Source organism: Paenibacillus sp. MB22_1 (assembly GCF_047200555.1).
In the GTDB taxonomy this organism is placed as follows: Bacteria; Bacillota; Bacilli; order Paenibacillales; family Paenibacillaceae; genus Fontibacillus; species Fontibacillus phoenicis.
Genome location: NZ_JBLADV010000001.1, coordinates 968,369 through 989,751, shown reverse-complemented (window position 1 = coordinate 989,751; position 21,383 = coordinate 968,369). Strand labels below are relative to the sequence as shown.

Genomic DNA, 21,383 nt, shown 5'->3' with positions numbered 1-21,383 from the left:
ACAAGACGACAATGGACCAAAACGAAAGCTTGGCAACGTCAAGACTCTTCACCATCGTATATATGTGAAAAATAGAACTTGATCGTTTGAAGCTCTTTAGGTATGAACACCTTCGCAAATAAAATAACGTACGTGCTCTCGCGTTTTCCTTCTCCCATCCAGACTATACTGTCGGTCCCGGAATCTCACCGGCTCAGCCGCATGCTTACGTAAGCGCTGCGGGTCACGGACTTGTGCTTCATCGAACGAGCGTCCAATGAGCCATCACCGTCGGTAGGGAATTTCACCCTGCCCCGAAGGATTGCCAAATATTAAATTTGCATGACTGCAAGACGAATGTTAGCACTAATTTTGCAAAAAATCAAGCACACCTGTCACAACGCCAGCGAACCTCCACCTAGCGGGTACTTGCAGATGTGCATAAAAACCGGCCTAAAGAGCTAACCTTAAGAACGATATCGTATGACAAATTCAATTCTCAGGAGGAATGAACGTGGCAAAACCGGATAATCGCTCCGACAATGTGGAAAAGCTGCAACGGAGCATCCAAAACACGATTAAGAATTTCCGTGAAGGACAAGATTACCTCAGCGAACATGCTGACGAAATCTCCCCTCAGGAGAAGAAGCAAATCGAGGAGAAGAACGAGAAACGACTGCACGCTATCGAAGGCTTACGCGAAGAGATCAAAGACGAAGCCGCTCACCAAAGAAAATCTTAATTCAATGAAAAGGGGCTCCGCCGCCAAGACCAACTTGGATTTGCGGGGCCCTCTTACTTACTGGCTGATTAAGCTTCGTCCCAAACGGTAACTTCCTTCATTTTATCCCCAGGACGAATTTGGTCCACGTATTCCATACCCGAAATCACTTTACCGAAAACGGTATGCACTCCGTTCAAATGCGGCTGCGGCTCATAGACGATAAAGAACTGGCTGCCGCCTGTATCCTTGCCGGCATGGGCCATCGACAATACCCCGCGCTCATGCTTGGTCACGTTGGTATCTGTTTCGCATTTGATCGTATAGCCCGGACCGCCCGTACCATTGCCGATCGGACAACCTCCTTGCGCGACAAAACCCGGAATCACGCGATGAAACGTAAGTCCGTTATAAAATCCGGAGTTGGCCAGCTTCTCAAAGTTCGCGACCGTTCCAGGAGCTTCCTCGGGCAGGAACTGAATTTCGACTTCTCCGCCTTTTTCCAAAACGATTTTACCTTTTTTCATATCAATGTACACACCCTTCTATATGAACGTCTGGGACAAACCTCTTACAGTTTACTAGAAAATCCGCGTACAAGCAAAACAAGGCCAAACAGGGAACGAATACACGCTCCCTCTTAGGCCTTGTTGCTTCAATCGCTCCTGCCTATTTCAGCGATGGCTGCTTCGCGATCCGTTCTGGAATCACGTCACATGCGACCAGATCCTGCAACGACTCGCGCTTCACGACAAGATCGCTGCGGCCGTCTTGCACGAACACGACCGCCGGACGACGGATCCGGTTGTAGTTGCTGGCCATCGCGTAGTTGTACGCACCGGTGCAGGATACGGCGAGCAGATCGCCGCTGTTCACCTTCGGCAGCTCTACGTCCCAAATCAACATATCGCCGCTTTCGCAGCATTTACCGGCAATCGACACGATCTCTTCATTGGCATCGTTGGCGCGGTTGGCCAGCATCGCCTCATATTTCGACCCGTACAGCGCCGGACGTGGGTTGTCCGTCATTCCGCCATCAACGGCCACGTATTTACGTACGCCAGGGATATCCTTGCTTGTACCTACCGTATACAGCGTCGTGCCAGCATCACCTACGATGCTCCGGCCCGGTTCAACCCAGATTTCCGGAAGCTGCGGATAATCAGCGAACTCCCGTTTCACTGCATCCGTAATCGCTCCAACATAATCGGACACCTTCAGCGGTGTGTCGCCTTCCGTATAACGAATGCCAAAGCCGCCGCCCAGGTTAACCACCTTGAAGATCACACCAAGCTGATCCTTCACCTGCATAGCAAAAGCCGCGACGCGCTCAACCGCCAACTGGAACCCTTCCACTTCAAAAATTTGCGAGCCGATATGCGAATGCACGCCAAGCAAATGCAGATTCAGGCTGCGGTTGGCCAAATCAACGGCTTCCAACGCCGAACCGTTGCCGATATCAAACCCGAACTTCGAGTCCGTCTGACCGGTTGAAATATATTCATGCGTATGGGCTTCCACCCCTGGTGTTACGCGCAGCAGGACATTGACCGTAACGCCTTTCTCGGCGGCAAGCGCCTGCAGCATGTGCAGCTCCGTAAAGTTGTCCGCTACGAAACAGCCAATCCCGGCGGAAATCGCCATTTCCAATTCATCTGGCGTCTTGTTGTTGCCATGAAAATGGATTCGCTGCGCAGGAAATCCCGCTTGAAGGGCCGTATACAATTCACCTTCGGAGACAACATCCAGGGACAAGCCCTCCTCCTCGGCCAGCCGGCACATCGCCATGACGCAGAATGCTTTGCTGGCATAGGCGACCTGGAAAGACAGCCCCGATGCCCGGAAAGCACCCATATATTCACGGCATCTTTGCCGCACAAGGGCTTCATCTACGATATACAGCGGCGTTCCGTAGGTTTGCTTCAGCTCGACCGTATCGCAGCCGCCGATTTCGAGATGGCCTTTTGCATTAATTTTGCTGGTACCGTGTAAATACATCTATGCAGTCCTCCACTTTCACAATTTTACACCAGTATAGCAAACAACCGGGAAACTGAAAAATGGATTTTTCGGAATATCATTTGTGTTATTTGTTAAACAAGCCTAAGCCTCACTTTTTGCCCGGCATTCGCGTGTTGTCGCGCGGTTTGTTGGAGGACGGTCTCTGCTTGGATGTCATGACCGGAACGCGGAATAATACCCCGGCCATCGCCTTTGCATTAAAAGGTATGAACGGCCACAAGTAAGACGAATTATTCGAGCGGCGCAGGGTCAGCAAAACGATAAATGTGGTGATCCCGACAATCAGCCCGCCGGCGCCGAAAATCGCCACGGCCACAAGCAAAGCGAGCCGCACGACGCGATTGGCCAGTCCCAACTCATAGCTCGGCGTTGCAAACATCCCGACGGCCGCTACCGCCATATAAAGGACAACCTCGTTGACGAACAGCCCCGTCTGGACGGCGATATCACCGATCAGGATCGCAGCGATCAAGCCCATCGCTGATGCCAGCGGCGTCGGCGTGTGCACAGCCGCCATCCGCATCAGATCGACGCCGAACTCGACTAACAGGAATTGGGCGATGAGAGGGATTTTGCCCTGCTCCTGAGGCCCGATAAAGGCAAGCCCCGCCGGCTTGAACTCCGGATGAACGACGATCAGCAGCCAAATTGGCAGCAGGAAGAGCGAGGCGAAAATCCCAAAGAAGCGGATCCAACGCAGGTAAGTCCCCATGAATGGGGTCTGCCGGTTCTCCTCCGCATGCTGGCATAGATCAAAAAAGGTCGTCGGCAATATCATCACGCTGGGCGATGTATCCACAAACACGACAACCCGTCCTTCGAGCAAATGCGAAGCAACGACGTCCGGACGTTCCGAGTAGCGTACCAACGGATACGGATTCCATCCTCGGTGAATGATCGCTTCCTCCAACTGCTTATCCGCCAGAGGTATCCCGTCGATGTTAACGGCTTTGATTTTCTCACGGATCGAATCGACTTGGGTCTTATCCACGATATCATCGATGTAGGCGATACAGACATCGGTGCGGGTCCGACGGCCAACGCTGACCATCTCCAGCTTCAGTCCTGGGTCACGAAGCCGGCGGCGGACCAAGGTAATGTTGGTCACCAAGGTCTCCGTGAATCCGTCCCGCGAACCGCGGACGACGCGCTCGAGCGAAGGTTCCTCTGGGCTGCGCGTCGGGTACAACCGGGTATCCATGATCAGCGCGGTTTGCTCGCCTTCGATAAACAGCGTGCTCATGCCGGTTAACGTTTTATTGATGGCGTCGCTCAGCTTCTCCGTTTTTTCCACCTGAATATGAGGAATATAGAGCTCGAAGAAGGATCGAAGCGCTCCGGTCGTTAAATTTTCCGGCGTCAAATACGTCAGCCGTTTAATGATCTCCTGCATGACGTCGGTTCTCGCAAACCCATTGATGAAGAACAGGCAGGTGCGTTTGCCGCCGAAGGTCATGTCGCGGAACACAACGTCAAAGCTCTCTCCCGCTCCGATGACTTCCTTCAGCGTATGTTTCGTTGTCGTCAGACTGCGGCTGATCGCATCGCTTTGCTGCCAATAGATGATCGACTCCTCAACGTTATCGGACCGCTCCGCTTCGCGTTTCCGTCTGATCGCTTCCTCTTCCGGATAATTCTCCTGCAGAAAATTTTCTTCTTCCTCAGGCACGAAGTCCGGGATCGCCTGCGGCTGATCCATTCCGTCCTGCATCGTTTCCTGCGTATCCTGCTCCATCCACATTTACCTCCGTTTCTTCAAATCACGGTCTGTAAATAAACCACTCAAACAGGGAGCCCGCCATTTTGCCAAACACCATCGCGAGCAAGAAGCCAAACAGATATCGCTGCATATGCAGCCTCTTGGCTAATATGGGAAGTACGTTCAGCACCTCGGTCAAAGCCGCCGCCAGCATCCCCACGAAAACGCCGTTAAACAAACCGACGATGCCGGTAATCAGCCATGGCCCGGCCACCTTCCAGTTCCAGAAGTCCGCTACCGTGCCAATCACCGCTCCGGCGATCATCGCCCCTTCATACCAATGCACCTTATCGTAGGAATTTGTCACCTGGGCCAGGCGCGGAATCATGTCGAGCACGATAAATAAGGCGATCACGCCTCCGCCAATAGCAATGCCGCCGGCCAGGCCAAGGAAGATCGCCAACCCCGCAGCAACAGGTGACATCAGCTTCGCTTCGCCGCTGAATCGGCGCGGTGCATTTTTTTGTACTCTTCAGCAACGACGTATTGGTTCAGGTTCTCCTGGTAGAGGAACATTTCAACTTCGAGCGGGGTGGGTTCCTCGTTCCATTTTTTCTTAAACAAATGATTAAAGAATACGATCATCCCAAAACCGATACCTACGGAATAGGCCCCTTGAAATAGATAAGGATGCTCGTCCTTCTCCCCCGTGATCATCTCCACGATCCGGACCTGAACCTCGGGCATGCTGACGTCGGCGTGAAAGTTCATGATGGTCAAGGCCGCTCCAAAGAAGAGCAACAGCCATACTAAGGCAAACAGCAGCAGAGACGGCTTCTTCTCGGCTCTGATCATTTCCACGAGTACATGGGGCTCGCCAAGCAGCTCAATCCGCAGCCCGGGAAACCTCGCTTGGATCGCGGAAATGACCTGCAGCGTATCAATCACGATCAGATTCCCGTCACGTTGCTCCGGCCGGACCAACTCCAGCTCCAGCAGCTTGCCCTCCAGCTCCGGCTCTGCCAGCATACGGGCTACGTCCCGCAGCCGGATCGGCACCCCGGCGGGAAGTCCGACCTGCTTGCGCAGACGCAAATAGACGATGGACGCGGACTCATTCTCCATGCTGACCACCCTTCCACTAGCGTATTGCCCATAGTATGCCAAGCGAGGGGGGGCTTTACTCTTACTCTTGCACGCAAAAAAAAGCATGGGACGATGCTTACGCATCCGCTCCCATGCTTGATTCGATTGAGCTCTTCTGGGATTACAGCGATGCTGCCGTATCCAGAGCCACTTCCATCATTTGCTTAAACGTCGTTTGCCGTTCCTCCGCCGACGTCTCCTCGCCAGTCAGCAGATGGTCGCTGACGGTCAGAATCGTCAACGCCTTCACGCCGTATTTGGCGGCCAGGGTATAGAGGGCGGTGGTTTCCATTTCGACTCCCAGCACGCCGTATTTCATCAGCAGCTGGGTCACACTCGTATCGTCGCGATAGAACATGTCCGAGCTGAAAATGTTGCCGACATGCAGCTTCAGCCCTTTTTCCACGCCGCGCTCATAAGCCGCCTTCAGCAACTCAAAGTTAGCGATCGGCGCAAAATCGTACCCGCTGAAGACATGGCGGTTCATGCTGGAATCGGTACAGGAAGCTTGAGCCAAAATAACGTCTCGTACGTGCACATGCGGCTGCATGCCGCCGCAAGTCCCCACACGGATCAGATTTTGGACACCGTACTCCTTCAACAGCTCATTCACATAGATCGAAATCGACGGGATGCCCATACCGGTACCCTGTACCGAAATCCGTTTCCCTTGATACGTTCCGGTAAAGCCAAGCATGCCGCGCACTTCGTTATAACAGATGACGTCGCTCAAATACGTCTCGGCGATAAATTTAGCCCGGAGCGGATCTCCAGGCAGCAGGATCGTTTCGGCAATTTCTCCCGGTTTCGCTGCGATATGTACACTCATGTTCTGGTATCTCCCTTGCTTCCAATTTTGGTATTGATATCAACGCTCTTTATTATATAGGATGCGACAACCATCGTACATGGATGCAATCACCGCAGAACCGTATTGATGCATTGATGCACCTGCCTCACGATGCACATTTTTTCGCCGCTTCCCTCTCCTTCCCCCTATAATAGGGTTGACTGGTTATTCTAGGATTGGGCGAAGTCGGGTAACTTAAGAACAAAGGAGGGAACCGCTTGAAACCTCATCTTAAAGATTATTTGGACCTGGGCGTATCCATGGTTAGAACCGGCGTGTTAGGTTACGGTGGCGGACCTTCCGTCATCCCCTTGATCCGGCACGATGCCGTCAAGCGTTATCAGTGGCTTGGCGATGAAGAGTTTGGCGAAATTCTCGCCATCGCCAACGCCTTGCCCGGCCCCATCGCAACGAAGATGGCCGCCTACCTGGGCTATAAGCGTAGAGGGGTTCTGGGAGCGTTCTATGCTGTGATCATGCACATCTTCCCCAGTGTCCTGGCGATGCTCCTGCTGCTCTCAGCTGTGAATCTTCTAGCTGGGTCTCGCGTCGTGAAAGGGATGATCGCGGCTGTCTCGCCTGTGATCGCCGTTATGCTCGGAGTCATGGCTTATGAATTTGCGAAAAAAGGAATCAAAGGGCTCGGCGTCATCTCCGGTATCCTGTTCATGCTCCTGGCCCTATTGCTGCTGGTGGTCTTGCAAGTTCATCCAGCGCTCGTGATTGTGCTGTTCCTTGGCTACGGTGCCGTACATTACCGAGCGATGGCGCGCTTCCGCAGCAAGCGTAAGCGACCGGACGGGGAAGGAGATGGCCCATGATCGATTGGCTGAACTTGCTGCTTGGCTTCCTGATCGCCAATTTGCTGGGCTATGGCGGAGGCCCCTCCTCCATTCCGTTAATGTACCAGGAGATCGTGCCCCACTATCATTGGCTGTCGGATGCGGAATTTTCCAATATGCTTGCCCTCGGCAACGCCTTACCAGGCCCCATCGCCACCAAAATCGCCGCCTACGTAGGCTTTGAGGTCGGCGGTTGGATCGGCCTTGGACTTGCGCTGCTGGGCACCGTGCTGCCCTCGGCGGCCGGCCTTATCCTGCTGCTCCGCCTGCTCGCCAAATACCGCCAGTCTAGCGTCGTCAAAGGGATGACCTTGCTGGTGCAGCCGGTGATCGCCATCATGATGGTCACCCTTACCTGGCGGATGGCCAAAGAGCCCTTAGACGATATCGGCATCTGGCAGACGCTGGCGATCGCTGCTATCGCGTTCTGGGCGATGGAGCGCCGCAAAATTCATCCTGCTCTTGTCATCGTGGCCGCGTTCATTTATGGCGGATTGGTGCTCCAGCATTACGTGTAAGCGCGACCTGCATAAATGCAAAAGCCCCTCGGTTCAGCGTGCCGTTTAAGGCAAATGCTGCCCGAAGGGCTTGCCAATTCATTGCGCGATCTGGTCGCGAATGCTCTGCAATATTTTTTTCTCGAGCCTGGACACCTGAACCTGGGATATCCCAAGCCGGGTCGCCACCTCCGATTGGGTCTGGTCGCGATAGTACCTTAGGTACACGATTAGACGCTCCCGGTCGGTTAAGCCGTCGATCGCTTCATGCAGCGCCAGCTTATCAAACCAGCGCTCCTGGGTCTCATCAGCGATTTGATCCATCAGCGTAATCGGATCGCCGTCATTTTCAAATACGGTTTCGTGAATGGATGCCGGCGGTTTGTTCGCCTCCTGGGCAAACACGACATCCTCGGGAGTAACTCCCAGCTCATCGGCAACTTCCTTCACGGTTGGAAGCCGGCCTAGCAGCTTGGACAGTTCATCCTTCTTCTTGCGAACCTTGTTCGCCATCTCCTTCAACGAACGGCTGACCTTCAGCGTCCCGTCATCGCGCAGGAAACGCTGAATTTCCCCGATGATCATCGGCACCGCATACGTAGAAAACTTCACATCATAGCTGAGATCAAACTTGTCCACCGACTTCAGCAGGCCGATACAGCCGATTTGAAACAAATCCTCGGGTTCGTATCCCCGATTCATAAACCGCTGCACGACGGACCAGACAAGTCGAATGTTGCAGTTCACCAGCCGGTCTCTGGCAGCGTTGTCCCCGGATTGACTCAGGGCGATCAACCGTTTCACTTCCGTGTCGTCCAAAAACTCTCTCGAGATTTGCTTCACTTCGGCATCCATAGCTCCAACCCCTAATTGTATAAAGCTTTCTTGGATACAATCCTCTTCTTCATCCGAATGCGCGTGCCCCCGCCAATCTCGCTGGTCACATCGAATTCATCCATGAAATTTTCCATGATCGTAAAGCCCATCCCCGAGCGCTCCAGTTCCGGCTTCGACGTATAAAGCGGCTGCTTCGCCAATTCCACATCCTCGATACCGCGGCCTTGATCCTCGATAATCAAAGTCACCGTATCGCCCTCAATAGAGGCGGAAATGGTGACGATCCCTTCCGGGTTCCCGTCATATCCGTGGATGATGGCGTTGGTGACCGCTTCCGAAACCACCGTCTTCAAGTCGGTGATCTCATCCATCGTGGGATCCAGCTGGGATACGAAGGCGGCGACGGTCACCCGGGCAAACGATTCGTTTTCGGACTTCGCGGCAAACTGAAGTTTCATGAAATTCCCGGCTTGATTCGCGTTGGTATTCACAGGGCCACCTCCAGTTCAGTCAGCGCCATATCCTCGTTTTCGAAGATGGACATAATCTTAAACAATCCCGACATTTCCAGCAGTCGATATACCGGCGGGTTGACGTCGCACACGACCATCTTCCCGCCCTTTTGCTTGATCAGCTTATATCTTCCGAGGATGACGCCGATGCCGGAGCTATCCATAAACTGCAGCTCTTTGAGGCTTAACACCAGATTGCGGCAGTTTCCGCGGGCAATTTCTTCATCCATCCGCATGCGGACGTTGTCCGCCGTATGATGATCCAATTCCCCGCTCAAGCGTACAATTAATGTCTCGCGGTGTCTTACCATTTCCACATGCAAATTCACGCCTGTTCACTCTCCTCCCTAGACATGAACACAACAATTCTACGACCTCAGGCCGGATTCCTGCCGCCTGACAAAACTAGAAGAAAAGCCCTATGAATCTACAAAAAACAAGTGTGCGGCGGTTCGCTTGAACAACGTCCACCAGCCCGCTTTATCAATGTCCGCAGGGGCGGTCAGCTCGAACTCAGTTAACGTGCGGCCATCCTGGTAGACGACCAGCTTGCCGATCGTTTGGCCGGCTTTAATCGGTGCCGCAAGCTTTTTCGGTGCGATCAGCTTTTGTGTGATACTGTCTTGCTTCACGCCTTTTTTGACCAACACGTTTAGCGGTTTGGCGGCGGTCAGCTCCAGCTGAGCGCTCATCCCCTTCTGCACCTTCACTTTGCCGATCGTTTCCCCCGCTTGATAAATCGGCAGCAGCGCGTATTGCGAGAAGGCGTAATCGAACATCGCCGAGACTTCGCTGTTCCGCGTTTTTGTATTCGGCTCGCCAAGCACTACGGCGATTAAGCGCAGCCCGTCACGTTTCGCGGTAGCGGCAAGGCAGAACTTCGCTTCCGAGGTATACCCGGTCTTCAGGCCGTCTGCCCCGCTGTAGAAGCGCACGAGTTTGTTCGTGTTCACGAGCCAGAACGGCTTCTCTGTTCCTTGGCGCAAATAATCCTGGTACGCGCCGGTATACTTCGTAATCTCCTCATGCTTCAGCAGCTCTCGGCTCATGATGGCGATATCGTAAGCAGAGCTATAATGGTCCACCACCGGCAAGCCGTTACAGTTCGCAAAATGCGTATCTTTTAACCCGAGCTGCTGCGCCCGTTCGTTCATCATTTTGACGAACGCTTTTTCCGAGCCGGCGATTTTCTCGGCAAGCGCCACGGACGCATCGTTCCCGGACGCCATGGCCACGCCCTTCAGCAGCTCAGCCACGGTCATCGTTTCTCCCGGCTCCAGGAAGATCTGCGAGCCGCCCATAGATGCCGCATATTCGCTGGCAGTCACCTTATCGGTCAGCTTCAGCGTACCGTTATCGATCGCCTCCATCGTCAGCAGCATCGTCATAATCTTGGTAATGCTGGCGGGAGGCAGTTTCTCATGACTCTTCTTCTCGTAAATCACCGTGCCGGTATCGGCATCGATCAAGACGGCGGACAGCGCATTTTCCGCCAATGCGATTTCATCATCCCCGACGTGCGGTCCGCCATGTTCTGCGCTGGTGGTGGTCGGCCACACCGATACGGCCAATACGAACGCGGCAAACCAGGTCAACATCCGTCTTTTCAAGGTTTATCCTCCTTCTAGACATAAGTCTGGATTCTGCTAACCTAGTATCGGCATGAAAGAGGAATAATATTCCTGGCACCAAAAGAAAAAACGCCTTTCGGCGTTTGATTTCTTGGCGTTACATGCCACAACCCTTTGAATAAGGGAAGTTTTAGGCCTTATTTTGTTGATATGAGGCGTTGATTCGCAAATAGAGGAACTTTTTACCCTTATTCTTCGGATGGAAGCGGAAATATCCCCGTTTGATCGTCTGCAGCCCAAAATAAGGCCATTCCATTCCTCTATTTCTCCATAAATCCTTCGTTCAGCGAAAACAAGGCCATTTTATACCGCTATTTCGTCATGCAACTTTCGGCTGTCCGGTGCAAATTCCAAACCGCTCAGAACCGCTTGATCCCGTCCGGCGTCACCAGCGCAAAAACCAGCGGCCGGCGCGGCACCTTCGTGCTGGAAATGCCGTAAGCGTTTAGAATGCGCCGCTCCGCCTCCGCGAGGCCTGCTTCATGGCTGCGGTTCAGATGCAGCACCGCCAGCGTTTCGCCCGCCTCAACCGGATCGCCGATTTTCTTGCGCAGCTCTACGCCGGCAGCCAAGTCGATGACGGATTCCTTCGTTTCCCGGCCCGCCCCAAGCATCATGGCGGCGAGGCCGATCTCCTCAGCCTGAATCGATTCAACAAATCCGCCCGCGGTCGCCTTCACGTCCACCTTCAGCTCCGCTTCCGGCAGCAGCTCTGGATGGTCGATCTGCTCCGTGTTTCCGCCTTGCGCCGCAACCATTTGCTTCAGCTTCTCCAGCGCTTGCCCGCTGTTGATCTGTTCGACCAGCATGGCTTTAGCCTCTTCCTCGCTCGACGCCTTGCCGCCGAGAATCAGCATGTGCGACGCCAGGATCAGGCAGACCTCCTCGAGATCGGCCGGGCCTTCCCCCCGCAGCGTTGCGACGGCTTCCTTGATCTCCAGCGCATTGCCGATCGCGTGACCGAGCGGTTGGTCCATGTCGCTGATCACGGCAACCGTGCGGCGGCCAACCTGCGTGCCGATATCAACCATGGCCTTGGCCAGACGGATCGAGTCCTCCAGCGTCTTCATGAACGCGCCGCTGCCGGTCTTGACGTCCAGCACAATGGCATCTGCGCCGGCGGCGATCTTCTTGCTCATGACGCTGCTGGCGATCAGCGGGATGGAATCCACCGTCGCGGTGACATCCCGCAGCGCATACAGCTTCTTGTCGGCTGGTGTCATATTGCCGCTTTGGCCGACGACCGCGAGGCCAATTTCGTTCACCTGGCGGAAAAATTGCTCCTTCGTAAGCTCTACAGAGAATCCCGAGATCGCTTCCAGCTTGTCGATCGTCCCGCCGGTATGCCCCAGCCCCCGGCCGGACATCTTCGCGACCGGCACGCCGGCAGCCGCCACGAGCGGGCCCAATACGACGGTTGTTTTATCGCCAACCCCGCCAGTCGAATGCTTGTCGACCTTAATGCCACGGATGGAGCCGAGGTCAATCGTATCCCCGGAACCGGCCATCGCCATCGTCAGGTCGGCCGTCTCCCGGGCGCTCATCCCTTGATAATAAACGGCCATCGCCCATGCGGACATTTGGTAGTCGGGGATCTGCCCCTCGCTGTACCCTTTGACCAAAAAGCCAATTTCCTCGCTCGTCAGCTCCTGGCCGTCCCTTTTTTTACGGATCAGATCTACCGCTCTCATCGCTCCCTGCCTCCGTTCTTCTTAAGCTTCGCCAATTTCCGGGATAATGGACAATACAAGGCTTAGAAACTTCTCGCGCACGCGCTCGGTCGTCTCCATAACCTCCTGGTGGGACAACGGCTGGTCCAAAATACCTGCCGCCATATTGCTGATGCAGGAAATCCCCAGCACCTCGATGCCGGCATGGCGGGCGACGATCGTTTCCGAAACGGTGGACATCCCTACCGCGTCAGCACCAAGCGTCCGCAGCATGCGGATTTCCGCAGGCGTCTCATAGGTTGGGCCCAGCAAGCCGGCATAGACGCCCTCTTGCAGAGGCACTCCTTTGTTTGCAGCGACCTTCCGTGCGATCTCACGCAGACGGCGGCTGTACGCTTGGGACATGTCCGGGAAGCGCGGTCCCAGCTCCTCGTCGTTTGGACCTACCAACGGATTACGGCCTGTGAGATTCAGATGGTCGGAGATCAGCATGAGATCCCCTGGCTCATAGGACGTGTTCACCCCACCAGCCGCGTTCGTGACCAGCAGCGTTGTAACACCCAGCTCCTTCATGACCCGTACCGGGAAAGCAGTCATTTCCGGCCCGTATCCTTCGTACATGTGGAAGCGGCCTTTCATCAGCACGACCGGCGTGCCTTGCACCGTCCCGATCAACAGTTCACCCGCGTGGCCTTCTACCGTCGACTGCGGAAAGAACGGGATATCGCGGTAGCTGATGCTGACCGGCTCCTCAATATGATCAGCCAATACGCCCAATCCAGAGCCCAGAATTAATCCTACCTTTGGCGTAAGCGTCGACCGGGAACGGATATAATCCGCTGCCTCCCGGATCATGCCAATGTTTAATGTCGTCGTCATATCAAAATCCTCCTGGTTCACAAGCTATAGATGACAGTTGAACTTCTACTCTTAAACGAGTTCGTGTAAGAAGCTCTTTCCGTGCTCGGTTGCATGCACCCCGAAATTGTCGGCGATCGTCGCGGCCAAATCGGCATACGTTGCCCGGATGCCCAGGCTGCCCGGCTTTTTCAGGCTTGGCCCGTAAACAAGCAACGGCACGTATTCGCGGGTATGGTCCGTTCCGGCATGAATCGGATCGTTGCCGTGGTCGGCCGTAATGATCAGCAAGTCGTTCTCACCCACATTTTTCAACAAATCCGGTACCGCCGCATCAAACTCCTCCAACGCACGGGCGTAGCCCTGCGGGTCGCGACGATGGCCGTACAAGGAGTCGAAATCCACCAGGTTCGTGAACAGCATGCCGGTGAAATCCTGGCCGATCCGCTGCAGCGTTTCTTCGATCCCATGCTGGTTGCTCTTCGTTGGATACGAAGCGGTAATCCCTTCCCCGGAGAAAATATCGCCAATCTTCCCGATGGCTACCACTTCCTTGCCGGCATTTTTCAACGCGTTTAGTACTGTTGGTTCCGGCGGTTTTACCGCATAATCGTGGCGGTTTGGCGTGCGCTGGAAGTTGCCCGGTTGACCGATAAACGGACGGGCGATTACGCGCCCAACGGAATGCTCCGGCTCAAGCGTCAGCCGACGAGCGATTTCGCAAGCCCGGTACAGCTCCGGCAGCGGGATAATCTCTTCATGGGCCGCAATTTGAAATACGCTGTCCGCCGAGGTGTACACGATCCAGCTTCCGGTTTTCATATGCTCTTCCCCGAGCTCCACCAAAATTTCCGTACCGGAAGCCGGCTTGTTGCCGATGATTTTACGCCCCGTTTCCTGCTCGAAGCGAGCGATCAAATCACGCGGGAAGCCATTGGGATATGTTTGGAACGGAGTCTCGATCTTCAGACCCATCAGCTCCCAGTGGCCGGTCATCGTATCCTTGCCCGCAGAGATCTCAGCCATTTTACCGAAGTAAGCCAACGGCTCGTCCACTGGATCCAGATTCGGCAGCTCCGCGATATTCCCCAGTCCTAATTTTTGCAGGTTAGGCAGCTTAGTACCCGGTACGGTTTGCAAAATATGCCCCAGCGTATGCGCACCTTCGTCACCGAATTTTTTGGCGTCTGGCAGTTCGCCGATCCCCACGCTGTCGAGGACGATGACGGTCATTTTTCTAAAACGATTTCCATTTTCCATCTTCTATCACTCCTTTAATCTATGCAGCTATAGTTATCCCTTCCCAGAAGGAAAACCATTCTGACGATCCTTCGGGTCCCCTTCTTGTGCGGCTTCCGGCGCCATAGACTCCCGCATCGCCCGCGGATGAAAAGCGTCGTAGACCGTCTTCAGATTGAACCTTGAACGGCTTATATACATTTGAATCGTGGAAGCATCAGAATGCCCCAGCAGCTCCTGTACCGATCTCACGTCCGCCCCCCGCTCCAGCAGATGAACGGCGAAGGAATGGCGCAGCGTATGCGGCGTAATATCGGACGTAATCCCTGCTTCCTGGCCATACTTCTTCATCAGCTTCCAGAAGCCTTGGCGGCTAATCCGCCCGCCCCGACGGTTCGGGAAAAGAGCCGGGTTCTCCCTCTCATCCAGAATCAAATGGCTGCGTCCTTCCCTTAAATACAAATCAAGCCATTCCGCCGTGACTCCTCCAAACGGAAGAATGCGTTCCTTCCCCCGCTCCCCGGTGCAGCGGAGAAAATGAAGCTCCAGGTTCACGTCGTCCTTGTTCAGCGAGATCAGCTCGGATACGCGGATGCCGGTTGCATAGAGCAGCTCAAGCATGGCCTTGTCCCTTAAGCCTAACGGCGTGTCGGGCTTTGGGGCTTCCAGCAGCCGTTCAGTTTCCTCCACGGTGAGGGTTTGCGGCGGTTTTTTTTCGACTTTGGGCATTTCCAGCATGATGAAGGGATCCTGCTCAATCCGCCGTTCCTGCAGTAAATACCGAAAGAAAGCGCGAAGGGTGACAGACACGCGTTGAATCGTTGCCGGCGCCTTGCCGAGATCTTTCAAGTAAGCGAAATAGAGCAAGATGCCCGCACGGGTCACTTGGCGATAATCGCTGATCTGCTTCGATTGCAAATAGCTTATGTACTGCTTGAGATCCCGCGCATAGGACTCCCGCGTTGCTTCACTTAATCCCCGTTGCCCGGCCAAAAACGAAATAAAAGAGGCCGCATCCCGTTCCATGCACTGCGCCTCCTTTCTTGGTTATCAAATGCAATATCTTCAGCCATCCGCCTTGATTACTATTTCCACATCCCTGCGAAATTTCCCTGCTCCCCCTGACAATGAACTACTCTCCATACCAGAAAAATAATTTCAGCCGCTCCGTCATGGTCTCCATCATGTTATTTCCGGGTACGCCTTCATAAAATACTTTCACCGCAGAGCCTTCGGGAACGCGGTACTTGTCCTCACGAAATAGGTAATCGTCCAGCAGTCCTAGCGCCTTATAAAAAGTATACGCAAGTGCGACAAACAGGATCAAATATTTCCCTGTTCTGAGCCATTTTCGAAGCGAGATGACCATGAGCCCCACCCTCTCTATCATTTGTGGAGGCGCCCGATTATCTGCTAGGACGCCCTATGTATTAAGTATATAGAGAGAGACTAGGGAGTATGCGGAAATGACTTCATCGGTTATGCGGCTTATGCGGCGTTTCCCTTCGTGCGAGGCAACGTAAAAAGCTCCCTACGGCAGGGCCGTAAAGAGCTCGGCTTAACGAAGTTATTTCTTATTGTCTGTTCCAGGCGAATCGTTATTCTTGTCCTTGCATCGGTAACAAATGCCTTGAAAATCCAACCGGTGATCCAGCACCGTAAAATTGAATTCCTTCTCCAAGCGTTCCTCGAGCGGTCCAAGCCAATCCTCGCGGATTTCATCCATTGCCCCACACTGAACACAGATCAAATGGTGGTGATGATGTTTGGTCGTATCGGTACGCAAGTCGTACCGGGCTACACCGTCGCCGAAGTTGATCTTCTCCACAACGTGAAGCTCGCTGAGCAATTCCAATGTTCGATAGACCGTGGCCAGGCCGATCTCCGGCGCCTTGTCTTTGACGAGCATGAAAACATCTTCCGCACTAAGATGATCGTCTTCATTTTCGAGCAAAACGCGTACCGTGGCTTCCCGCTGGGGCGTCAATTTGTAACCGTGGGATTGTAACTGCTGTTTGATTTTTTCGATCTTTGCTTCCATGTTATCCCTCCCCAGCCTTGCCGCACATCCAATAAGTTCATGACCACTTCTTTCATTATAGGGGGAGATATTCAACAAAGTCAAACATTTTGGTAGATTGCAAAATCTTGAGGATGGCACATCACCAGGATGTCACAATTTAGTAGAACGTGCTAGGAAAAACGAATATCCCCCGACTAGGCCAGCAGCCAGGTGCGGGGGATTTATTTTCCTACACAAGCATGAATTCAAGCAATCAATGGCGTAACCCAGCTCATCATCACCGGAGTCACCCACGTTTCGAAGGAAGAGATGGCGAGTAGCACCGCAGCCATGGCCAGCGTCAGCCCTGTATACGACAGGAAAGGCCGGGTGGCTTGGCCGGGACGGCTCATTAACACACGCGAGCGAATGATGTTGAGCGAGAAGCTCACCGCTGCGACGCTGGCGATCAGCAGGGCCGGAATCACGATCAGATTGTGCGGCGCTACGGACACGAGGGCGAATAGCAGCCCCTTCCAGGTATATTGGCCAACCAGATAGCCAACTGTAAAGCCGATCAATACTCCTTTTAGAAAATCGAGAATTAAGATCCCTGGGAGTCCGATCACGGATAATCCCAATAGCCAGATCAAGCCAAGCCATTTTAAATGCAAGGCAGCGACTTGCCAGAACATCATCGGCTGAAACTCGAACCCGCCTTCATTGATCGATAGAAAGAAATCACCCAAATACCGGGAGATATCCTGTTGTTGTTCCAACGTTAATGCGTTGACCATCAGCGCGCCGAATACGACGCCCATTAAAAACAGCACGGAAACAAAAACATATAGCGGCGTTTGGTCTTTGAGTGTATGACGAATGGGGTGCAGCATCGAATTTTGCCTCCTAGCTTGTTCTATAGGGTCTTATCCTATCCCTATGAACAAGCCTGCTCGCTTATGCCTGCCGCTTGCCGGACCACCACCTGCAGATTAAGACTTTTTCACTTTGCCATAGATTCCGCCGCCTCCGGCGCTAAGTTCGAGCCTACCGCTGCGGGCCATGCCAATAAGTTGGGCCAGTTCCGCTCCCACCGCTTCAGCCAGCTCCGCCTCCGGCACATGATGCAGGATGTTCATCTCCGTGCCGAACCGCTCCAGCAGCAGCTCTAATTTCGCCGGCCCAAGGCCGGGGATAAACTCCAGGGGAACCTGGTAATGATACGGCGGACGATGAAGCGGTACGCTGGGCTCAGATCGATCTGCGATTGAGCGGATGCGGTCAAGCACACCCCGCACCAGCTTCGGGTTGCCGCAATAAGGACATCGCTCCACGTTGGCTTCTGCCTCATCGATGATATAGTTGCAGTTGCTGCAGTAGGTCCGGTGGTATTTGCCAAGGCGGGGGTTCAGCCCGTAATTCCCGGCCACTAGGCGCCCCTCCTCGCGCCGCAGCGCCTTAGCGAATTCAAGATAGCTCGCTTCCTTCAGCCGCAGCTCATTGTATTCCCGCCCGATTTTGCCCAGCGAGTGAGCGTCGGAATTGGTTAAGATCGGAAAAGGATCGAGCTCGCTGATCAATCCAGCCATCTCCGTATCGGCGCTGAGCCCCAGCTCCACCGCGCTAATTAGAGAAAGATCCAACACATCCGACATCCGGGGGGCACAGCTTCCGTAAATGCTGCGATGCGGCGTGAAAATATGTGCGGGAATGATCATACCACCGCGGGCATACACCTCCTCCTGCAGCGTGACCGCCGGAGCGTACACGCGCTGCGAGCTTAGCCCAACATTCTTCATCCTTGGCTTCAGCCAATCCGTAAAGCCACGAATCGTCTCCAGGTGCGGGAAAAAAGCAAGCAAATGCGCCGGCCCCATCCCCGGTTCACGGATTTCCAGCTCGCAGCCCAGCAAAATCGTCGTCCCCTGATAGGTGATGCCGCCATCCTTCAGTTCCTGCATCTCCCCCTGCTCCAGGCACCGGTCGATATCCTCCTGTACCCCGGGGGCATGACAGTCAATGATGCCAACAAGCCCGATGCCCTTGCGTTGCGAAGCCTCCCTGGCGATTCCAGCGAAGGTCAGATCACGGCTGCCGCTAATCTTCACCGGCTCCCCCCGCCCGGTTCGTCCGATGTGAATATGCAAATCGGCGAAAACGGTCGTAAGCGCGGCCGAGGTTGTTGTGGAGCTCGAACTCATGGTCTTGCCTCTGCCTGTGCGCGAGCATCCTTAAGCTGCCAAATATACACCGCCATAATCGTTTTGGCATCCGCAATCCGCCCTTCCGCAATCAGGCCAAGTGCCTCCTCCAGCGTCACTTCCTGAACCTCAAGGAATTCGTCAACATCCGGCGACATTTCTCCTGGACTCAACTGCTCGGCCAAATAGAGATGGATAATTTCATCTGCGAACCCCGGCGAAGTATAGAATGAGTGCAAATGCGTCAATTTATCGCAGCGATACCCGGTCTCCTCCTGCAGCTCACGGACCGCCGCTTCCGCAGGATCTTCCCCTGGTTCCAATTTGCCCGCCGGAATCTCCAATTCACACCGGCCCATCGCCTGGCGATATTGGTCCACCAGCAGCAATCGTCCCTCATGCACCGCCAGCACGGCGACCGCACCCGGATGCTTCACAATTTCACGGGTTGCCGTCGTTCCGTCCGGCAGCTTGACGGTATCAATTTGCAGGGAGATCACTCTCCCCTGAAAGACCGGCTCTGTCGAAACCGTGGTTTCCTTTAATTTATCGTTGGCTGCCATTTCTTTTTCCTCCCTTAATCGAGTCATCAACCGTTCCAACCATACATAACTTGTCCGCACCGGACATATGGTGTTATTATACCAAACCGTTCGGAAAGGAGCCCCCTTATGAAAAGCTATTTCACGGAAGACCGTGTACGCGCTCAGGGCAAAGCTTGGCAGATTCGCCTTCTGCTGTCCCAATGGAAAAAAGAATCAGGACGTGACGTAAAAATCACCGATTTGATTCATTCCTATCAAAATAGTTATTCAATTAAGGGAAATCCGGTTAATAAAAGGAGGGGGTGAATTATGCGCAGTCCTACCGGACAGCCTAAAAATATGGGAAAACTCGTAGAAATGATCCAGAACGCCGTATCCACAGGTCAGATTGACGTTGCTGAACAGCTGGCGGGGCAGATGGACAATTATTTGCTTAGCGAGCTGATCCAATCTTTATATAAAGAAGGTTATGTCGCACTAGCCAAAGAACGACTACTGCAGATCGAACCTCGGTTGCTTCGCGAGCCCACTCCCCCCTTTTTGGAGCTAAGCCTGATTTGGGCGGAAATTTGTTACGATGAGAGACAATACGAAGAAGCCGCTCCCATCTTTGAAGCGCTTGCCGAGCGGAATCCCGATTTCGCGGCAGCTCGTTTCGGCGCAGCCTCCTGTTACTTGCAGCAGGCGATCGCCAATCTGGAGCGACGAATCCAACTGTATCACCCGCCTAAATCGGAGCAGGAGAAAATTTGCAAATATTTAGACGACTTCCACCAAGCTTTGAACTTAATTCAAGCTTCAGGCTGGCATACCGAATGGAGTCCTGCGCAGGTTCGTCACTTCCCGGCCAAACCGTCTACTCGACTGCATTAATGCGAACCAATCCGGGGAACAGCCGTCATCCTGCAAAAAAAGCCCGGTGCGAAATAGCGCACCGGGCATTCTGACATCCTTAAGGGATCAAGAAGAGGATACCGATTGACGAACGATCTCCAGCGCAAGCTGCGCAGTTTTGACGAGATCGTCCTTCTTGATTCTTTCATTGGTTGTATGGATGTCCTCATAGCTGATCGCCAGATTCACCGTTGGAATCCCCAGGCTGTTAAAGATGTTCGCGTCGCTGCCGCCGCCCGTCGTAAACGTCGTTCCCGCAAGTCCGAGCGCAGCCGCCGCTTGCTTAGCGATCCGCAGAACGGGAGCCTCCTCCGGGATCCGGAACGCCCGGTACAGCACCTCACTGCGGAATTCCCCCTTGGCTCCAAAGTCGCGGCATGCGGATTCCACCGCTTCTTTCATGTCCTGCAGCTGCTTATCGACCTTCTCCTGGGACATGCTACGCGCTTCGCCATATAAAATGACGTGATCCGGAACGATGTTCGTCGCGCCGCCGCCTTCAAACTTGCCGATGTTGGCGGTTGTCTCCGAGTCAATACGCCCGAGCTTCATACGAGCCAGCGCCTTGCCGGCTACCTGAATGGCACTGATGCCGTCTTCCGGATTGACCCCGGCATGGGCCGCTTTGCCGTAGATCTCGATTTCAACCCGTGCCTGCGTGGGTGCGCCAACACAAATCGTGCCCACTTCACCGCCGGTGTCAATCGCGAACCCGAACTTCGAATCGACATACTGCGCCTCCAGCGCCCGCGCTCCGCGCAGGCTCGATTCCTCGCCAGCCGAGATGACAAACTGGATTTGACCGTGCGGAATTTGCTTCTCCTGCAGGACTTGAATCAGCTCCAGCAGCACCGCCACACCCGCTTTGTCGTCCGCTCCGAGGATCGTCGTGCCGTCGCTGCGAATCCATCCGTCCTCCCCAACAACCGGTTTAATCCCCTTGCCTGGGGTGACGGTATCCATGTGGCAGGTGAACAGGAAGGGTTCAGCGGACACGCCTTCACTGGCTTTTAACGTGGCGATCAGGTTCCCGGCACCATGTCCCGTCACTGCCTGCGAACCGTCCTCCACAACGTCCAGTCCCAATTCGCTGAATTTCCGTTTTAACACATCGGCAATTTGGCGCTCATGCTTCGTTTCGCTGTCAATCTGCACCAGCTCCAGAAATTGTCCGATGAGGCGTTCCTCGTTAATCATTGGACTTTCCCCGCTTTCTTCGATACGATAATAAGAGTGAG

25 protein-coding genes and 1 riboswitch are annotated in these 21,383 nt (G+C 54.1%); of the genes, 5 read left to right on the top strand and 20 right to left on the bottom strand.

Annotated features, from left to right (window positions below; genetic code table 11):
- Positions 1-142 precede the first annotated feature (142 nt).
- A riboswitch (FMN riboswitch) is annotated at positions 143-305 on the bottom strand.
- Between the two features lie 188 nt (positions 306-493).
- A complete protein-coding gene (tlp, locus tag ACL02P_RS04480) occupies positions 494-721 on the top strand; it encodes a small acid-soluble spore protein Tlp (protein WP_009225832.1) in 228 nt (75 codons plus the stop codon).
- Positions 722-789: 68 nt separating this feature from the next.
- On the opposite strand, the gene ACL02P_RS04475 is transcribed toward tlp, so the two are convergent.
- From ACL02P_RS04475 to deoD, 6 genes are all read right to left on the bottom strand, one after another.
- Complete coding sequence (locus ACL02P_RS04475; protein ID WP_009225831.1) at positions 790-1,227, bottom strand: peptidylprolyl isomerase; 438 nt, start codon at positions 1,225-1,227, stop codon at positions 790-792.
- A 142-nt stretch (positions 1,228-1,369) separates the two neighbouring features.
- Positions 1,370-2,698: a diaminopimelate decarboxylase gene (lysA, locus tag ACL02P_RS04470; protein ID WP_260071265.1), complete on the bottom strand. Its 1,329-nt coding sequence runs from the start codon at positions 2,696-2,698 to the stop codon at positions 1,370-1,372.
- 112 nt (positions 2,699-2,810) lie between these two features.
- The gene (locus tag ACL02P_RS04465) at positions 2,811-4,433 is read right to left on the bottom strand and encodes a spore germination protein (protein ID WP_412837317.1); all 1,623 of its coding nucleotides are present in this window, start codon (positions 4,431-4,433) and stop codon (positions 2,811-2,813) included.
- Positions 4,434-4,482: 49 nt separating this feature from the next.
- Positions 4,483-4,905: a stage V sporulation protein AB gene (locus ACL02P_RS04460; protein WP_260071267.1), complete on the bottom strand. Its 423-nt coding sequence runs from the start codon at positions 4,903-4,905 to the stop codon at positions 4,483-4,485.
- Positions 4,905-5,546 (bottom strand): stage V sporulation protein AA, encoded by a 642-nt coding sequence (locus tag ACL02P_RS04455; protein WP_339299246.1) that lies wholly within the window; start codon positions 5,544-5,546, stop codon positions 4,905-4,907. The genes ACL02P_RS04460 and ACL02P_RS04455 overlap by 1 nt, the downstream gene beginning before the upstream one ends.
- 142 nt (positions 5,547-5,688) lie before the next feature.
- Positions 5,689-6,396 (bottom strand): purine-nucleoside phosphorylase, encoded by a 708-nt coding sequence (gene deoD, locus ACL02P_RS04450; RefSeq protein ID WP_260071269.1) that lies wholly within the window; start codon positions 6,394-6,396, stop codon positions 5,689-5,691.
- Between the two features lie 239 nt (positions 6,397-6,635).
- Between deoD and ACL02P_RS04445 the strand changes: the two genes are divergently transcribed.
- Together ACL02P_RS04445 and ACL02P_RS04440 are read left to right on the top strand one after the other, a co-directional pair.
- Positions 6,636-7,238, top strand: coding sequence for a chromate transporter (locus tag ACL02P_RS04445; protein ID WP_009225825.1), 603 nt, complete (start codon positions 6,636-6,638; stop codon positions 7,236-7,238).
- Positions 7,235-7,777: a chromate transporter gene (locus tag ACL02P_RS04440; protein ID WP_323076772.1), complete on the top strand. Its 543-nt coding sequence runs from the start codon at positions 7,235-7,237 to the stop codon at positions 7,775-7,777. Before ACL02P_RS04445 ends, ACL02P_RS04440 begins: the two co-directional genes overlap by 4 nt.
- Positions 7,778-7,855: 78 nt before the next feature.
- On the opposite strand, the gene sigF is transcribed toward ACL02P_RS04440, so the two are convergent.
- The 13 genes from sigF to ACL02P_RS04375 all read right to left on the bottom strand — a co-directional run bounded on the left by sigF (position 7,856) and on the right by ACL02P_RS04375 (position 19,269).
- Positions 7,856-8,611 carry an RNA polymerase sporulation sigma factor SigF gene (gene sigF / locus ACL02P_RS04435; RefSeq protein ID WP_016311742.1) on the bottom strand — a complete coding sequence of 252 codons (756 nt, stop codon included), beginning with the start codon at positions 8,609-8,611 and terminating at the stop codon, positions 7,856-7,858.
- 11 nt (positions 8,612-8,622) lie between these two features.
- Complete coding sequence (gene spoIIAB, locus ACL02P_RS04430; protein WP_260071275.1) at positions 8,623-9,051, bottom strand: anti-sigma F factor; 429 nt, start codon at positions 9,049-9,051, stop codon at positions 8,623-8,625.
- Between the two features lie 29 nt (positions 9,052-9,080).
- Positions 9,081-9,434 (bottom strand): anti-sigma F factor antagonist, encoded by a 354-nt coding sequence (spoIIAA, locus tag ACL02P_RS04425; RefSeq protein ID WP_260071271.1) that lies wholly within the window; start codon positions 9,432-9,434, stop codon positions 9,081-9,083.
- A gap of 90 nt (positions 9,435-9,524) precedes the next feature.
- Positions 9,525-10,715, bottom strand: coding sequence for a D-alanyl-D-alanine carboxypeptidase family protein (locus tag ACL02P_RS04420; protein ID WP_412836873.1), 1,191 nt, complete (start codon positions 10,713-10,715; stop codon positions 9,525-9,527).
- Positions 10,716-11,095: 380 nt separating this feature from the next.
- A complete protein-coding gene (locus tag ACL02P_RS04415; protein ID WP_009225819.1) occupies positions 11,096-12,427 on the bottom strand; it encodes a pyrimidine-nucleoside phosphorylase in 1,332 nt (443 codons plus the stop codon).
- 21 nt (positions 12,428-12,448) lie between these two features.
- On the bottom strand, positions 12,449-13,285 hold the full coding sequence (locus tag ACL02P_RS04410) for a purine-nucleoside phosphorylase (protein ID WP_009225818.1): 837 nt from the start codon (positions 13,283-13,285) through the stop codon (positions 12,449-12,451).
- Positions 13,286-13,336: 51 nt separating this feature from the next.
- A complete protein-coding gene (gene deoB, locus ACL02P_RS04405) occupies positions 13,337-14,524 on the bottom strand; it encodes a phosphopentomutase (protein ID WP_260070656.1) in 1,188 nt (395 codons plus the stop codon).
- A gap of 33 nt (positions 14,525-14,557) precedes the next feature.
- Positions 14,558-15,529: a site-specific tyrosine recombinase XerD gene (xerD, locus tag ACL02P_RS04400; RefSeq protein WP_412836872.1), complete on the bottom strand. Its 972-nt coding sequence runs from the start codon at positions 15,527-15,529 to the stop codon at positions 14,558-14,560.
- Between the two features lie 106 nt (positions 15,530-15,635).
- Entirely contained in the window at positions 15,636-15,872 is a 237-nt protein-coding gene (locus ACL02P_RS04395; RefSeq protein WP_036645787.1) for a DUF4227 family protein, read from the bottom strand.
- A gap of 198 nt (positions 15,873-16,070) precedes the next feature.
- Positions 16,071-16,544, bottom strand: coding sequence for a Fur family transcriptional regulator (locus tag ACL02P_RS04390; protein WP_009225814.1), 474 nt, complete (start codon positions 16,542-16,544; stop codon positions 16,071-16,073).
- A 227-nt stretch (positions 16,545-16,771) separates the two neighbouring features.
- Entirely contained in the window at positions 16,772-17,398 is a 627-nt protein-coding gene (gene spoIIM, locus ACL02P_RS04385; RefSeq protein WP_009225813.1) for a stage II sporulation protein M, read from the bottom strand.
- Positions 17,399-17,497: 99 nt separating this feature from the next.
- Positions 17,498-18,706 carry an endonuclease Q family protein gene (locus ACL02P_RS04380; RefSeq protein WP_412836871.1) on the bottom strand — a complete coding sequence of 403 codons (1,209 nt, stop codon included), beginning with the start codon at positions 18,704-18,706 and terminating at the stop codon, positions 17,498-17,500.
- Complete coding sequence (locus ACL02P_RS04375) at positions 18,703-19,269, bottom strand: NUDIX hydrolase (RefSeq protein ID WP_260070653.1); 567 nt, start codon at positions 19,267-19,269, stop codon at positions 18,703-18,705. Before ACL02P_RS04375 ends, ACL02P_RS04380 begins: the two co-directional genes overlap by 4 nt.
- Positions 19,270-19,377: 108 nt before the next feature.
- Between ACL02P_RS04375 and mciZ the strand changes: the two genes are divergently transcribed.
- Positions 19,378-19,557 (top strand): Z-ring formation inhibitor MciZ, encoded by a 180-nt coding sequence (mciZ, locus tag ACL02P_RS04370; protein ID WP_009225810.1) that lies wholly within the window; start codon positions 19,378-19,380, stop codon positions 19,555-19,557.
- 3 nt (positions 19,558-19,560) lie between these two features.
- Positions 19,561-20,124 (top strand): tetratricopeptide repeat protein, encoded by a 564-nt coding sequence (locus ACL02P_RS04365; protein ID WP_009225809.1) that lies wholly within the window; start codon positions 19,561-19,563, stop codon positions 20,122-20,124.
- Positions 20,125-20,211: 87 nt separating this feature from the next.
- Here the strand turns inward: ACL02P_RS04365 and ACL02P_RS04360 are convergent, their stop codons facing one another.
- Positions 20,212-21,342 carry a M20/M25/M40 family metallo-hydrolase gene (locus ACL02P_RS04360; RefSeq protein ID WP_412836870.1) on the bottom strand — a complete coding sequence of 377 codons (1,131 nt, stop codon included), beginning with the start codon at positions 21,340-21,342 and terminating at the stop codon, positions 20,212-20,214.
- Positions 21,343-21,383 lie beyond the last annotated feature (41 nt).

Coding starts and splice junctions, on each gene's coding strand:
- ACL02P_RS04475 (WP_009225831.1), bottom strand. CDS start 1,227: ATGAAAAAAGGTAAAATCGTTTTGGAAAAAGGCGGAGAAGTCGAAATT.
- lysA (WP_260071265.1), bottom strand. CDS start 2,698: ATGTATTTACACGGTACCAGCAAAATTAATGCAAAAGGCCATCTCGAA.
- ACL02P_RS04465 (WP_412837317.1), bottom strand. CDS start 4,433: ATGCAGGACGGAATGGATCAGCCGCAGGCGATCCCGGACTTCGTGCCT.
- ACL02P_RS04460 (WP_260071267.1), bottom strand. CDS start 4,905: ATGTCACCTGTTGCTGCGGGGTTGGCGATCTTCCTTGGCCTGGCCGGC.
- ACL02P_RS04455 (WP_339299246.1), bottom strand. CDS start 5,546: ATGGAGAATGAGTCCGCGTCCATCGTCTATTTGCGTCTGCGCAAGCAG.
- deoD (WP_260071269.1), bottom strand. CDS start 6,396: ATGAGTGTACATATCGCAGCGAAACCGGGAGAAATTGCCGAAACGATC.
- ACL02P_RS04440 (WP_323076772.1), top strand. CDS start 7,235: ATGATCGATTGGCTGAACTTGCTGCTTGGCTTCCTGATCGCCAATTTG.
- sigF (WP_016311742.1), bottom strand. CDS start 8,611: ATGGATGCCGAAGTGAAGCAAATCTCGAGAGAGTTTTTGGACGACACG.
- spoIIAB (WP_260071275.1), bottom strand. CDS start 9,051: ATGAAACTTCAGTTTGCCGCGAAGTCCGAAAACGAATCGTTTGCCCGG.
- ACL02P_RS04415 (WP_009225819.1), bottom strand. CDS start 12,427: ATGAGAGCGGTAGATCTGATCCGTAAAAAAAGGGACGGCCAGGAGCTG.
- ACL02P_RS04410 (WP_009225818.1), bottom strand. CDS start 13,285: ATGACGACGACATTAAACATTGGCATGATCCGGGAGGCAGCGGATTAT.
- deoB (WP_260070656.1), bottom strand. CDS start 14,524: ATGGAAAATGGAAATCGTTTTAGAAAAATGACCGTCATCGTCCTCGAC.
- xerD (WP_412836872.1), bottom strand. CDS start 15,529: ATGGAACGGGATGCGGCCTCTTTTATTTCGTTTTTGGCCGGGCAACGG.
- ACL02P_RS04395 (WP_036645787.1), bottom strand. CDS start 15,872: ATGGTCATCTCGCTTCGAAAATGGCTCAGAACAGGGAAATATTTGATC.
- ACL02P_RS04390 (WP_009225814.1), bottom strand. CDS start 16,544: ATGGAAGCAAAGATCGAAAAAATCAAACAGCAGTTACAATCCCACGGT.
- spoIIM (WP_009225813.1), bottom strand. CDS start 17,398: ATGCTGCACCCCATTCGTCATACACTCAAAGACCAAACGCCGCTATAT.
- ACL02P_RS04380 (WP_412836871.1), bottom strand. CDS start 18,706: ATGAGTTCGAGCTCCACAACAACCTCGGCCGCGCTTACGACCGTTTTC.
- ACL02P_RS04375 (WP_260070653.1), bottom strand. CDS start 19,269: ATGGCAGCCAACGATAAATTAAAGGAAACCACGGTTTCGACAGAGCCG.
- mciZ (WP_009225810.1), top strand. CDS start 19,378: ATGAAAAGCTATTTCACGGAAGACCGTGTACGCGCTCAGGGCAAAGCT.
- ACL02P_RS04365 (WP_009225809.1), top strand. CDS start 19,561: ATGCGCAGTCCTACCGGACAGCCTAAAAATATGGGAAAACTCGTAGAA.
- ACL02P_RS04360 (WP_412836870.1), bottom strand. CDS start 21,342: ATGATTAACGAGGAACGCCTCATCGGACAATTTCTGGAGCTGGTGCAG.